Origin of the sequence: Burkholderia sp. PR2 (genome assembly GCF_052372875.1) — a bacterium.
GTDB classification, from domain to species: Bacteria; Pseudomonadota; Gammaproteobacteria; order Burkholderiales; family Burkholderiaceae; genus Burkholderia; species Burkholderia diffusa.
Genome location: NZ_JBQRWH010000002.1, coordinates 648697 through 662499, shown reverse-complemented (window position 1 = coordinate 662499; position 13803 = coordinate 648697). Strand labels below are relative to the sequence as shown.

The 13803-nt window shown below is 67.4% G+C and carries 11 protein-coding genes and 2 pseudogenes; 9 read left to right on the top strand and 4 right to left on the bottom strand.

The window, feature by feature from the left end; all coding sequences use genetic code 11:
• Positions 1-314 precede the first annotated feature (314 nt).
• Together ACT2FV_RS14575 and ACT2FV_RS14570 are read left to right on the top strand one after the other, a co-directional pair.
• Positions 315-1340, top strand: coding sequence for an AraC family transcriptional regulator (locus ACT2FV_RS14575; RefSeq protein WP_444504170.1), 1026 nt, complete (start codon positions 315-317; stop codon positions 1338-1340).
• A 176-nt stretch (positions 1341-1516) separates the two neighbouring features.
• Complete coding sequence (locus ACT2FV_RS14570; RefSeq protein WP_059599652.1) at positions 1517-2710, top strand: NnrS family protein; 1194 nt, start codon at positions 1517-1519, stop codon at positions 2708-2710.
• 207 nt (positions 2711-2917) lie between these two features.
• Here ACT2FV_RS14570 and ACT2FV_RS14565 read toward each other — a convergent pair whose 3' ends face one another.
• The 3 genes and pseudogenes from ACT2FV_RS14565 to ACT2FV_RS14555 form a co-directional block, all read right to left on the bottom strand.
• A complete protein-coding gene (locus tag ACT2FV_RS14565) occupies positions 2918-4027 on the bottom strand; it encodes an S-(hydroxymethyl)glutathione dehydrogenase/class III alcohol dehydrogenase (RefSeq protein WP_059599651.1) in 1110 nt (369 codons plus the stop codon).
• Positions 4028-4082: 55 nt separating this feature from the next.
• On the bottom strand, positions 4083-4358 hold the full coding sequence (frmR, locus tag ACT2FV_RS14560; protein WP_059599650.1) for a formaldehyde-responsive transcriptional repressor FrmR: 276 nt from the start codon (positions 4356-4358) through the stop codon (positions 4083-4085).
• A gap of 83 nt (positions 4359-4441) precedes the next feature.
• A pseudogene (locus tag ACT2FV_RS14555) lies at positions 4442-4599 on the bottom strand (LysR family transcriptional regulator); the annotation flags it as partial.
• On the opposite strand from ACT2FV_RS14555, the pseudogene ACT2FV_RS14550 reads away from it, so the two are divergent.
• Positions 4595-4693: pseudogene (locus tag ACT2FV_RS14550) on the top strand (porin); the annotation flags it as partial. The pseudogenes ACT2FV_RS14555 and ACT2FV_RS14550 sit on opposite strands and share 5 nt — an antisense overlap.
• Positions 4694-4898: 205 nt before the next feature.
• Here ACT2FV_RS14550 and ACT2FV_RS14545 read toward each other — a convergent pair.
• Positions 4899-5912, bottom strand: coding sequence for a LacI family DNA-binding transcriptional regulator (locus ACT2FV_RS14545; RefSeq protein WP_444504169.1), 1014 nt, complete (start codon positions 5910-5912; stop codon positions 4899-4901).
• Positions 5913-6146: 234 nt separating this feature from the next.
• Here ACT2FV_RS14545 and ACT2FV_RS14540 point away from each other — a divergent pair, with 234 nt between their 5' ends.
• From ACT2FV_RS14540 to ACT2FV_RS14515, 6 genes are all read left to right on the top strand, one after another.
• The gene (locus tag ACT2FV_RS14540) at positions 6147-7301 is read left to right on the top strand and encodes an ABC transporter ATP-binding protein (RefSeq protein WP_444504168.1); all 1155 of its coding nucleotides are present in this window, start codon (positions 6147-6149) and stop codon (positions 7299-7301) included.
• Between the two features lie 63 nt (positions 7302-7364).
• Positions 7365-8603, top strand: coding sequence for an ABC transporter substrate-binding protein (locus tag ACT2FV_RS14535; protein WP_444504167.1), 1239 nt, complete (start codon positions 7365-7367; stop codon positions 8601-8603).
• 97 nt (positions 8604-8700) lie between these two features.
• The gene (locus ACT2FV_RS14530) at positions 8701-9618 is read left to right on the top strand and encodes a carbohydrate ABC transporter permease (RefSeq protein ID WP_059679901.1); all 918 of its coding nucleotides are present in this window, start codon (positions 8701-8703) and stop codon (positions 9616-9618) included.
• Between the two features lie 11 nt (positions 9619-9629).
• Complete coding sequence (locus ACT2FV_RS14525; RefSeq protein ID WP_444504166.1) at positions 9630-10481, top strand: carbohydrate ABC transporter permease; 852 nt, start codon at positions 9630-9632, stop codon at positions 10479-10481.
• 36 nt (positions 10482-10517) lie between these two features.
• Positions 10518-12488: a beta-galactosidase gene (locus ACT2FV_RS14520; RefSeq protein WP_444504165.1), complete on the top strand. Its 1971-nt coding sequence runs from the start codon at positions 10518-10520 to the stop codon at positions 12486-12488.
• Positions 12489-12492: 4 nt separating this feature from the next.
• Complete coding sequence (locus ACT2FV_RS14515; protein ID WP_444504164.1) at positions 12493-13800, top strand: sugar efflux transporter; 1308 nt, start codon at positions 12493-12495, stop codon at positions 13798-13800.
• Positions 13801-13803: the final 3 nt, after the last annotated feature.

Here is a 13803-nt window from a genome sequence, read left to right as displayed (position 1 = left end):
TTGGCGGACGAAACGCGCGCTTCTATCCGCTTTCTTCGGCCGGTATCCGCGAATTCCGGAAACCTGCGGATCGGCCCGCCGCGCCGGGGCCGGAACGCGGCGCACTGCGGGTATGTGCGGATGCGGAAGGTCCGCACAGTTTTCTACGATGCGCGAACGGTCCACTTCTTGCGTGATGTGCGCAGGGCTTGCGTAGTGTAACGAGGCGGACCGTCCGGATACTCCGGACGCTATCCGGATCGTGCGACGGGGTTCCCCGGAATCGGGAATACGTGCACGGCGCAGGTGCAATCGAGCACGACGGGAGAACTTCGATGGGGCAATTTTGCGGAGCGGGCTGGCTGGGTGACGCTGCCTGTTTCAACCACGACACGCTGCTGCTGCAGTCAGATGACGTCGACGAGGTGCGCGCGCGGGTTGCGGACGTGTTCAAACCGCATCGTCTTACGCTGACCGGCGATTCGCGCGCGCTGCACGGCCGCATGCATCATGCGCGCTGGGGCAATCTGTCGCTGAATCTGCTCGACTACGGCGGCGAAGTGTCGATCGAACCGGGGCCGCTCGAGCACTTCTATCTGTTGCAGATTCCGCTGCGCGGCGACGCCGAGATCGAGTGCGGCGCGACGCGCTTCGTGTCGTCACCCGACACCGCGTCACTGCTGTCGCCGACGCTGCCGCTCCGGATGCGGTGGGGCGAGGCGTGCCCGCAAGTGATCCTGCGCATCGAGCGCGAGGTGATGGAGCGGCATGCGCAGCGGCATGTCGGCGATGACCGGCGCGTGCCGGTGGAGTTCGAGCCGGAATTCAGCCTGTCGTCGCAGCAGGGCGCGTGTCTCGCGAAAATGCTGCCGATGCTGGCCGACGCGATCGCGACGGACGGGCATCCGCTGCGCCATCCGCTCGCATTCGAGCAACTCGAATCGACGCTGCTCAACCTGTTGCTGTACGGCCACCCGAACAGCGCACGCAACGGCACACGCCCCGCGCCGGCGCCGCTCGCGCCGTTCTACGTGCGGCGCGTCGAGGAATACATCCGTGCGCATCTCGACGAGCCGCTGACGATCGAACGGCTGGCCGAACTCGCGGGCGTCAGCCCGAGCACGCTGTTCGCCGGATTCCGCAATCGCCACGGCATCACGCCGATGGGATTCGTGCGCCAGTTGCGGCTGCAACATGTGCGCGACGAACTGCTCGACGACGCGACACCGGGGCTCGCATCGGTGACGGACGTCGCGCTGAAATGGGGCTTCGCGCACCTCGGGCGGTTCGCGATCGACTACAAGCGCGCGTTCGGGGAATCGCCGTCGGCCACGCTCCGGATGCGGCGTGCGCGGTGCTGACGGGAGGGCAGCCACAACGCAGGCTCACTTTTTGAAGTCTGGCACATGCGTGAAGCGCGCGCTTGACGCATGTCATGAACGCGGGCGATGCCACTGCGCCGCGTAGGGGCACGCTCCCGTCTCGCGCCTCACCGCGCTAGGATGAATGACGTCATCCTCGATTGCCGGAGACGCACATGAAAATCAGCGAGCCGATGCGAGCCCCGTCGGCGCCCGATACGTCACCGCTGCTGCAGCTTGGCCTGCGGCCGTTCTATCTGACCGGCGCGCTGTTCGCGAGCGTCGCCGTCGTCTTGTGGCTTGCGGCCTGGCACGGCGTGCCTGTCGCCGGGCGTGCCGGTCCGATGACCGGGCTCATGTGGCATGTGCACGAGATGATCTTCGGCTTCGTCGCCGCGATCGTCGTCGGCTTCTTGCTGACCGCCACGCGGGCCTGGACTTCGCGCGAGACGCTGCGCGGCCCGGCGCTCGCGGCGCTGTGGCTGCTTTGGCTGGCCGGACGCGTGCTCGTCTGGTCGGGGCCGCCGATGCTCGCGGCCGTCGTCGATTCGTTGTTCTTGCCGGTGACGGCCATCGTGTTGTTGCGCGTGCTCATTTCGGCGAAGAACCGTCACAACGTGTTCCTGCCGGTCGCGCTGCTGCTGTTCGGTGCGCTGAATGCGCTGTTCCATGTATCGGTGACGACGGGTCGGGCCGATCTCGCGTTGCGTGCGGCCTACGCGGCGACGGGGCTGGTCGTGTTCTTCGTCGCGGTGATCACCGGACGCATCGTGCCGATGTTCACGATGAATGCGATTCCCGGCTTCAAGATTCACCGCTTCAGGATCGTGGATGCGCTCGCGGCTCCCGCGGTCGCGCTGACGTTGTTCGCGGACGCGCTCGGCGCACCCGATACGCTGTTGGTCGTCGCTGCGCTCGCGACCGCCGTGCTGCACGCGTGGCGCCTTGCCGGATGGCATTCATGGCGCGTCGGCAAGCGGCCTATCGTGTGGATCCTGCACGTGTCCTGTCTGTGGATTCCGGTCGGCTTCGTGCTGCTCGCGCTGTCGTTCGCTGGCGCGGTCGCGCACTCGCTCGCCGTGCACGCGTTGACCGTCGGCGCGATCGGCGGCGCGATCATCGCGATGATCACGCGCACGGCGCTCGGCCACACGGGACGCATGCTCGTCGCGGGCCCGTGGGAGCAGCTGTGTTACTGGCTGGTGATCGGTGCGGCAGTCATTCGCGTGTTTGGTCCGCTCGTGCCGGGTGTGCCGTACACGGTCTGGCTCGATGCGTCGGGCGCGTGCTGGATCGTCGCGTTCGCGGCGTACGCGGTTCACTACGCGCCGTTCCTGATGTCGCCGCGTGCGGACGGTCGCCAGGATTGACGCTCGCGCGTCGTCGGATCGCTGCAGGAAGCGTCGGGCGCAACATCAGAGCCGCCTTGCGCGCCGGGCACGGCGTCATGAGACGTCGACCGATGCCGGTCTGATAAGCGATGGTTCGGAGAATGCGTCGCGCCGGCAAGCATCGCGGCTTGCCGGCGGTATCGCGCAACGAGACCGGTTACTGCAGGCGATCTCGTTGCGCGTATTTCAGAAATGCACGACGGTCCGGATGGACTCGCCGTTGTGCATCAAGTCGAATGCCTCGTTGATGCCGGTGAGCGGCTTCGTGTGCGTGACGAACGGTGCCAACTGGATCGTGCCGGCCATCGCTTCCTCGACCATGCCCGGCAGTTCGGAGCGGCCCTTCACGCCGCCGAATGCCGTACCCAGCCAGCGGCGACCGGTGACGAGCTGGAACGGGCGCGTGGAGATTTCCTGGCCGGCGCCCGCGACGCCGATGATGACGGACTGGCCCCAGCCGCGGTGCGCGCATTCGAGCGCGGCACGCATCACGTTGACGTTGCCGATGCACTCGAAGCTGTGGTCGACGCCCCAGCCGGTCATTTCGACGATGACTTGCTGGATGGGCTTTTCGTGGTCCTTCGGATTGACGCAGTCGGTTGCGCCGAACACGCGCGCAAGGTCGAACTTGCCGGGGTTGGTGTCGATCGCGATGATGCGGCCGGCCTTCGCGAGCTTGGCGCCCTGAATCACCGCGAGGCCGATGCCGCCGAGGCCGAATACGGCCACCGTATCGCCTTCCTGCACCTTCGCGGTGTTCTTGACCGCGCCGAGGCCGGTCGTGACGCCGCAGCCCAGCAGGCAGACCTGCTCGGGGTTCGCGTCCGGGTTGATCTTCGCGAGGGAGACTTCGGCGACGACCGTGTATTCGCTGAACGTCGAGCAGCCCATGTAGTGATAGATCGGCTGGCCGTTGTAGCTGAAACGCGTGGTGCCGTCGGGCATCACGCCCTTGCCCTGGGTGGCGCGCACCGACACGCACAGATTGGTCTTGCCGCTCTTGCAGAACAGGCACTCACCGCATTCGGCGGTGTACAGCGGAATGACGTGGTCGCCGGGTTTCACGCTCGTCACGCCTTCGCCGACTTCCACAACGATGCCGGCGCCTTCGTGGCCCAGCACGGCCGGAAAGATGCCTTCCGGATCGTCGCCCGACAACGTGAAGGCATCGGTGTGACAGACTCCGGTATGGGTGATCTTGATGAGCACTTCGCCCTTGCGGGGCGGTTCGACGTCGATTTCGACGATCTGGAGCGGCTTACCCGCCTCGAACGCAACTGCAGCACGTGATTTCATGGCAATCCTTTAAAAAATCATCGAATGGATCGATAGGTCGACGATTCCGCACCGGTCAGCGCAAGTAGGACCGAACGAGGGTCACGATATCGTCGATCGACCCGGAAGCGGGGCGCGATGCGTCCGCGAGCTGGGTGAATTCCTCGCGCAAATGGCTTTCGAGCACGCCGGCCATCACGCCATTGATCGCGCCGCGAATGGCAGCCAGTTGCTGAAGTATCGGGCCACAGTCCGCGCCCTCCTCAAGCGCTTGCTCGAGCGCATTCAGTTGCCCGCGAACACGGCGCACGCGGGTCAGGACGCGTTTCTTTTCTTCGGGGGAATGCGGCATGGGATCTGTGGGTTTCCGGATACTGGGGGGCAGTATAGAACAATGTGGCGCGGAGGTATACGGAATCGCTGCCGGGCACACCGTCAGATCAGCAGCGTGAGCGGGCGGGACAGCGCAAGATCCTCGTTGCGCGCCGACCGCGCATGCCGACGGACACCCGCAGCAGGCAGTCGATGACGCAGCGCACGGCGCCGCTCAGCGTGCTGCTGCGGCGCGTGACGATGCCGAGTTCGCTCGGCTCGTCGCTCGATCGGGCATATGTGCCGGGGGCAGCTGATCTGCCGTCGCCGTCGAGGCAGAGGATGGTGCATGCGGGGATTCGGCACGAGTTCTGACCGGATCGGAATCGAAGACGGGACGGGCGGCCGGCTTGGCGTCACCCGCTCGCACAATCGGTGGATCCCGGCAACGTCAGCGACCATGCGCCGTACGGCAACCTGTCGTGGCAGTTCTGAGCGCGGAGGGGTAGCCATTTACGCTGACACGCGAATGCGTGAACGGTCGGCCGGAGCGCGACGTCGACGCGGCGCGCTCCGTGCGTCAATCCCGCGCCACCGCCGTCGATTCCCGCACCACGAGCTCCGGCGCCCCGATCGTATGCACGGCGGCAGCCGGCTCGACGCCGTCGATCATGTCGAGCGTCAGCGCGATCGCCCGCGCGGCGATCTGCGACGTCGGAAACCGCACCGTCGTCAGCGCGGGGCGGAACTGGTGGGCGAGTTGGATATCGGTCATGCCGACCACCGACAGATCGGCCGGCACGCGCAGCCCGAGATCGGCGGCTGCCTGCATCGCGCCGATCGCCATCAGGTCATTGGTCGCGAACAGCGCGGTGAGGCCCGGCTTCTCCCGCAGCAGCGCAGCGGCCGCTTCGTAGCCACCTTCGATCGAATCGTGAGCCGACACCGTCGTCAGCGCCTCCGCCGGATGGCCGCATGCCGCGAGTTCGTCCGCGAACCCGCGCAAGCGCACCGATTGCGGACCGCCCGAGCCCTTGCCGACGAGCGCGCCGAACGCGCGATGCCGCAGCCCGGACAGATGCGCGGCTGCCAGCGCGCCCGCCGTCGCGAAATCGACGGTGACGCACGGCAGCGTGCGTGACGCATGCACGTGCTCCCACATGCACAGCACGATTGACGCGCCGTGGCGTGCGATGTCGGCGAGTTCGGCTTCCGCGAGGTCGGTGTTCATCACGATCGCGCCGGCGGCAAGCGTGCCGGCGATCCGCTCGAGGTAGTTGCGCGTGATCGCCGGATCGTCGTCGGTATTCGACACCAGCAGGTAATGGCCGCGCTTGCGCGCCTCGCGCTCGGCGGCCAGCACGAATTCCGGATAGAACGGGTTCGTGATGTTCGACAGCATCAACGCAAGCGTGGACGTGCGGCCCTCGGCCAGTGCCCGCGCGGTCAGGTTAGGCCGATAGCCGAGCTCGCGGATCGCCGCCATCACGCGCTCGACGGTCGCCGGCTTCACCTTCTGCGGATTGCGCAGCACGTTCGAGACGGTCGCCGCGGTGACGTTCGCGCGCCGCGCGACTTGCGCGAGCGTCACCATGCACGGCCTCGGGCCGGGCGGGCAACGCTGCACGAGGGAAGGGAAGCGAGGGAGTGTCTGCTCATATTCTGGGAGTGCGTCCCACAAGTTGCACAAGGACAAGCGATACGCTAATTTCTCGACACATCAGATCAAGGAGACGACATGGTACGGCGAACAGGGCGAATCGCACCACCGGAATTTAAGCGGTTAAATTTCGCGTCCCGAAGCGCCTGACCAGGAGAGGAGAGCGCGATGACCGCCATTTCATTGAAGGACGTCTCGAAGCGCTACGGCGACCATGCGCCGGTGCTGCGCGACGTGAACCTCGAGATCGCGTCGCACGAGTTCTGCGTGTTTCTCGGTCCGTCGGGTTGTGGCAAGTCCACGCTGTTGCGGATGATCGCCGGGCTCGAGGACGTGACCGAAGGCGAGTTGCGGATCGGCGGCGCGCGCATGAACGACACGCCGCCCGCCGAGCGCGGTGTCGCGATGGTGTTCCAGAGCTATGCGCTGTTTCCGCACATGACCGTGTTCGACAACATCGGTTTCGGCCTGCGCATCGCCGGCACGCCGAAGGACGAGATCCGGCGCCGCGTGACCGAGGCCGCGCGTGTCCTGCAACTCGATGCGCTGCTCGATCGCAAGCCGAAGGCGTTGTCCGGCGGCCAGCGGCAGCGCGTCGCGATCGGCCGCGCGATCGTGCGCGAGCCGCGTGTGTTCCTGTTCGACGAGCCGCTGTCGAATCTCGACGCGACGCTGCGCGGCCAGACGCGCGTCGAAATCGCCCGCCTGCATGCACGCTTCACGCAATCGAGTTCCGTCTACGTGACGCATGACCAGATCGAGGCGATGACGCTTGCCGACCGGATCGTGCTGCTGCACGCGGGCGACGACGTCGCACGCTTCGGCAGCATCGCGCAGGCCGGCGCGCCGCTCGAACTGTATCACCGGCCGGCCAACCGTTTCGTCGCGGGCTTTATCGGCTCGCCGCGGATGAACTTCCTGCCGGCGGTCGTCGACGCAGCCGATGCGCATGGCTGCCGGCTGCGGCTCGAGGGCACGGGCGAAACGCTGACGTTGCGCGATCGCCCGCTGCCGCGCCACATCGGCAGCGGCGCGCGCGTGACGCTCGGGATTCGTCCCGAGCATCTGACGGTCGCCGCGTCGGGCGATGCCGAACCGCCCACGATCATCCGCGACATCGCGCTCGTCGAGCAACTCGGCGAAGCCGCTTACGTGCATCTCGACCAGCCCGGCGGCGTGCCGCTGCTCGCGAAACTGCCCGGCCAGGCCGCGTTGCGGCGCGGCGAGCGGCATGCGTTCCACGTGCCGTCGTCGCGCTGTCACGTGTTCGACGAGGCCGGCATCGCGTTGCCGGCCATCCACGCCGAAGCGGCGTTCGCATAGCGGCGCAATGCCGACCCGCCGCGCGCGACGCGGCACCTATCACACCAATACCAGGAGACAACGATGAAACTTCGTGCGAGCCGACTGCTGCTTGCCCTGACGACTGCCGCCGCGCTCGCGGCGGGGACGGCCGACGCGGGCACGCTCAAGGTGAACGTCGCCGCGCGCGGCAACCAGCGCGCGACGTGGCAAGCCGTGTTCGACCAGTTCCACAAGGCGAATCCGGACGTCGACCTGAAGGTCAGCTACGTCGGCGAGGAGGCGTACAAGGTGCAGATGTCCGGCTGGCTCGCGACCGATCCGCCCGACGTGCTGAGCTGGAACAACGGCGAGCGGCTCGCGTTTTTCGCGAAGCGCGGGCTGATCGAGGACCTGAGCGCGGACTGGCAGAAGAACGGCTGGAACGAAACGTATGCGGCCGTCAAGCAGTCGTCGACCTACGGCGGCAAGCTTTACAGTTTGCCGCTCGGCTATGACGCGTATGGCCTCTTCTACCGCAAGGACCTGTTCGAGAAGGCCGGCATTCACGGTGAGCCGGCCGATTGGGCGCAGTTTCTGGATGCGTGCCGCAAGCTGAAGGCGGCCGGTATCGCGCCGATCGCGGTGGCCGCGCGCGATGCTTGGACGCTGGCCGCGTGGTTCGACTACCTCGACTTGCGGATCAACGGCTACGCATTCCACCAGAAGCTGATGGCCGGCGACGTCGCCTACACCGATCCGCGCGTGCGGGCCGTGTACGCGGCATGGAAGAAGCTGATCGACGACAAGTATTTCATCGACAACGCACTGTCCTACGATGTCGATTCGCTGAGCCCGCTGATCGTCAACGGCCAGGCCGCGATGACGCTGATGGGCACCTGGTATTCGGCGGGTCTCTTGAGCGCGACGCGCAACCCGATCAGTTTCTTCCGCTTCCCGGTGATCGACGCGTCGGTGCCGCTTGCCGAGGACGGCCCGGTCAACGTGATGATCGTGCCGGCGAAGGCGCGCAACAAGGCGGATGCGCGTCGCCTGCTCGCGTTCATGGGGCAACCGGTGGTCAACGGTGAGTTCGCGAAGGGGATGGGGCAACTGCCGTCGAACAACAAGGCGCCCGAGCCGCAGGACCCGATCTCGAAGATCGGTTTCCGCACGCTCGCGACCACGCCGGGCGGCATCGCGCAGTTCTACGACCGCGACATGACTAAGGAAATGGCAGACGAGGGGATGAAGGCGATGCAGCAGTTCCTGTCCGACCCGACGCAGCTCGATGCGATCCTGCAGCGCCTCGAGCAGACCCGCAAGCGCATCTACCGGAAGTAACGCGCCGCGCGGCCGGGCCGCCCACGCCGGCCCGGTGTGTCGTTGCCGCCGTCGCGTCCGTTTCGTCAGTTACGTCCGTCTCGTCGAAGGTAATCTCATGTCAACCAGCCTGTCCGAAAGCACCGCGCGCCGCGCAGCCGGCCCGCGGCGGCATGCGCGTGCGTCGCTGGCGCGCCGCCGCAACCGCGCGGCCCTGCTGTTCGTGCTGCCGGGTTTCGCGCTCTTCACCGTGTTCGTGCTGTATCCGATCGTCAGCAGCATCTGGCTCAGCTTCCATCACTGGGACGGGATGACGCCGATGACGTACGCGGGGCTCGACAACTACCGCGAGCTGCTGCAGTCCGACACGTTCTACGTCGCGCTGAAGAACAACGTGCTGTGGCTCGTGCTGTTCCTCGCCGCACCGCCGCTCGGCCTTGCGCTCGCGCTGTACCTGAACCAGAACGTGTTCGGGATCCGGCTCGTGAAGTCGCTGTTCTTCGCGCCGTTCGTGTTGCCGGGCGTCGTCGTCGGCCTGGTGTTCTCGTGGTTCTACGACCCGACGTTCGGGCTGCTGAAGCTGATCGTCGGGCACGGGATCCCGGTGCTCGGCGATCCGCGTTATGCGACCTTCGGCGTGATCGCCGCCGCGCTGTGGCCGCAGATTCCGTTCTGCATGATCCTCTACCTGACCGGGCTCACGGGCATCAACGGCGAGATCGTCGAGGCGGCGCGCATGGAGGGCGCGCGCGGCTTCACGCTGCTGTGGCACGTGATCCTGCCGCAGTTGCGGCCCGCGACCTTCATGGCAGTGGTGCTGACCGTGATCGGCGCGCTGCGCAGCTTCGACCTGATCTCCGTGATGACGGGCGGCGGCCCGTTCGACAGCTCGACCGTGCTCGCGTACTTCATGGTCGACCAGGCGATCAAGTACTACCGCGAAGGCTATTCGGCCGCGATCGCGGTCGTGCTGTTCGCGATCATGCTCGTCTATATCGTGTGGCAGCTACGCAAGCTGGTGCGCGTCGAATCATAAGGATCACGAAAATGTATCCGATGCCCGTGTCCCGCTGGGGACGTCCCGCCCGCTGGCTGTACCGGCTGTCGCTGCCGTGCGCGCTCGCGCTGTGGCTCGTGCCGCTGCTCGCGGTGCTCGTCACGTCGGTCCGCTCGACCGACGAGATCATGGCCGGTCATTACTGGGACTGGCCGAAGCAGTTCGCGCTGCTCGACAACTACGGCGCCGCGCTCACGCAGACGCCGATGCTGCATTACTTCTCGAACAGCATCCTGATCACGGTGCCGTCCGTCACCGCATCGATCCTGCTCGCGTCGCTCGCGGGGCACGCGCTCGCGAACTACCGGTTCCGCGGCAATCTCGTGCTGCTCGGGCTGTTCGTCGCCGGCAACTTCGTGCCGATCCAGATCCTGATGATCCCGGTGCGACAGATCATGCTCGGCGTCGGCCTCTACAACACCGTGTGGGCGCTCGTGCTGTTTCATACCGCGTTCCAGACCGGCTTCTGCACGCTGTTCCTGCGCAACTTCATCCGCGAGCTGCCGTTCGAGCTGATCGAGGCCGCGCGCGTCGAAGGCGCGTCCGAGTGGGCGATCTACTGGCGCGTCGTGCTGCCGCTCGTGCGGCCGGCGCTCGCCGCCCTCGCGATCCTCGTGTTCACGTTCGTGTGGAACGACTACTTCTGGGCGCTGTGCCTCACGCAAGGCGACGACGCCGCGCCGATCACGGTCGGCGTCGCCGCGCTGAAGGGGCAGTGGACGACCGCCTGGAACATCGTGTCGGCCGGCTCGGTGCTCGCCGCGCTGCCGTCGGTGCTGATGTTCTTTGCGATGCAGAAGCACTTCGTCGCGGGGCTCACGTTCGGCGCGACGAAAGGCTGATCCGTCACATTCATTTTCTTCTGCAAGGAACCCACGATGCACCTCGGCGTTTGCTATTACCCCGAACACTGGCCGCGCGAACAATGGGCCCGCGATGCGCGGCGGATGGCCGAACTGGGCCTGACCCGCGTGCGGATCGCCGAATTCGCGTGGAGCCGGATGGAGCCGGAGCCGGGCCGCTACGACTGGGCGTGGCTCGACGAAGCGATCGACACGCTCGCCAGCCAGCAGCTGAAGATCGTCCTCGGCACGCCGACCGCCGCGCCGCCGAAGTGGCTCGTCGATCGCCATCCGGAGATCCTGCCCGTCGGCGCGGACGGCGCGGTGTGGCAGTTCGGTTCGCGCCGCCATTACGACATCGCGAACCTCGTGTATCGCGAGCACTGCGTGCGCATCGCGGACGCGATGGCACGACGCTACGGTGCGCATCCGGCGGTCATCGCATGGCAGACCGACAACGAGCTCGGCTGTCACAACACGCTGCCGAGCTATACGCGCGCGGCGCTCGAAGGCTTTCGCGCGTGGCTCGCGGTGCGCTACGGCGACATCGGCGCGCTGAACCGCGCGTGGGGCAACGTATTCTGGAGCATGGAGTATCGCGGTTTCGACGAGATCGAACTGCCGCGCCATACGCCGACCGATGCGAATCCCGCGCATCTGCTCGACTTCCGTCGCTATCAGTCGGACGAGGTCGCGCGGTTCCACGCCGTGCAGGTCGATGCGATCCGTCCGCACGCGCCGGGCCGCGACGTGCTGCACAACTTCATGGGCTTTTTTACCGAGTTCGATCACTATGCGTTCGCGCATGGCGGCCTCGACGTCGCCGCGTGGGACAGCTACCCGGTGCCGCGCACCGAAGTGCTGCCGCTCGACGAAGCGGACAAGCGACGCTGGGCACGTACTGGCCACCCGGACGTGTCGGCGTTCTCGCACGACCTGTATCGCGGCGTCGGCAACGGGCGGATGTGGGTGATGGAGCAACAGGCGGGGCCCGTGAACTGGGGGCCGTACAACCCGGTGCCGCATGCCGGCGCGGTGCGGCTGTGGACGTGGGAAGCGTTCGCGCATGGCGCGGAACTCGTGTCGTATTTCCGCTGGCGACAGTATCCGCATGCGCAGGAGCAACTGCACTCGGGGCTGAATGCGCCGGACGACCGGCTGTCGCCGGGCGGCCACGAAGTGGCGCGCGTCGCACGCGAACTGGCCGCGCTGGATATCGGGCTCGTCACCGGCCCGCATGAGCCTGCACGCGTCGCGCTGCTGTTCGATTACGCGGCCGACTGGATGATCCGGATCCAGCCGCACGGCGCCGACTTCGACTACCAGCAGCACGCGTTCGACTGGTATCGCGCGTTGCGCGAACTGGGGCTCGACGTCGACATCGTCGCGGCCGATGCCGACGTGTCGCGTTATGCACTCGTCGTCGCACCGACGCTGCCGGTTGTGCCGGATCGTGTCGTCGAGCAGGCGGCGTGCGGAGACGCGCACTGGCTGTTCGGGCCGCGCACGGGCTCGCGCACGGCGGAATTCGCAATCGCGCCGGGCCTCGCACCCGGCAAGCTGCGCGACGTGCTGCCGGTGCGAATCGGCCAGGTCGAGTCGCTGCGGCCGTCGCTCACACCGCGCGTCGCGTTCGACGGCATCGATGGCCATGCGCTGAAATGGCGCGATCACGTCGATATGGAATCGGCGACCGGCATCGACGTGCTTGCTGCCTGCGACGACGGCGTGCCCGCGCTCGTGCGGCGCGGCCGCGTGACGATGGCGACCGCCTGCTTCGACCACGCGCTGTTGCGTGCGATCGTCGCCCGCTGCGCGCGCGACGCCGGACTGCCGGTCCGCGCGTTGCCGGATGGCGTGCGCTTGCGCCGGCGCGGACGTCTCGTGTTCGCGCTCAACTATGGCGACGCGCCATGCACGCTGCCGGCGCCGGACAGTGCGCGCTTCGTGCTCGGCGGCGCCGAACTCGGCGCGGTCGACGTCGCCGCGTGGGTCGAGCCGGACTGACGCGATGCAGTCGCCGCGGTCGCTACGGTCGCATTTCGCGCGCCTCGCCGGGATCGCGCATTTCTTGCCGCTGTCCGCCGCCGCGCTGATGCTCGGCGTCGCGATGTCCTTTACGGCGCCGTACCTGTCGCTGTTCGGCGTGGAGGCGGCGGGGATGTCGCCGTTTCTCGCGGGCATCTTCATGACGCTGATCGCGGCGAGCGGTGTCGTCGCGAGCACGTGGGCCGGGCGCTGGTCGGATCGCCGCGACCGGCACAGGCCGTTGCTCGTGGTGTCGCTCGCGGCGGCCGCGCTCGGTTTCGCGCTGCTGTGCGTGCTGCGCGCGCACGGGCCGGTGATCGCGGCCGGCACGATCCTGCTCGGTGCAGGGGCCGTGTCGCTGTCGCAGATCTTCGCGTTCGCACGCGCGGTGCTGCCGGTCGACGACGATGCGCAGCGCGATCTCGCGTCGGCGGCGCTGCGCACGATGCTGTCGGTTGCATGGGTGTTCGGTCCCGCGCTCGGCGCGCTGATCCTCGCGCAGACGGGTTTTGTCGGGCTTTTTCTCGCCGCTTCAGTGGGCTTCGTCGCATGCGCGGCGATCATCGCGCGGATTCCGGAGCCCGCGCGGCGGCCGGCGGCGGCTCATGTGCGCGCAGTGGACCATGCTGCGCCGCTGTCCGCCGAGGCACCGGCGGAGATCGTCGTCGCACCGCGCGCAAGCGTGCGGCGCACCCTCGTCGCGCTCACGCTGATGGGGCTCGCGGCGAACGCGACGATGATCGTGCTGCCGCTGTACATCGTGCGCGGGCTCGGCGGATCGCCGGGCAACGTGTCTGCCGCGCTGGGTCTCGCCGCGTTGCTCGAGATCCCGATGATGCTTTGGCTCGGCATCCGGTCGACGCGGCTCGACAAGGCGCGCTGGCTGACAGCGTGTGCGGCCGTGCATGCGGCGTATTTCATCGGACTCGCGGCGGTGACGCGGGTGGACATGATCCTGCCGCTACAACTGCTGAGCGCTTGCGTGGTCGCGATTACGTCGTGCCTCGGCATGACGCGCGTGTGCGACCTGATGCCGACGCGTCCCGGCACCGCGACCGCGATGTTCTTCAGCACCGCGCGCGTCGGCTCGATCGCATCGGGCGTGCTGTCGGGCGCGTGCGTCGACCTGTTCGGTTATCGCGCGACGTGCGCGGGGTGCTGCGTGCTCGCGCTCGTCGCATTCGCGCTGCTCGCCCGAGACGCCCGGGACGCCCACGGCGAACGGGGCGGTGCGCGTGGCGCAGGCGGCACGACGGCATCTGCCCGAGGCCGCTTCGATGCACCGCACTGACGC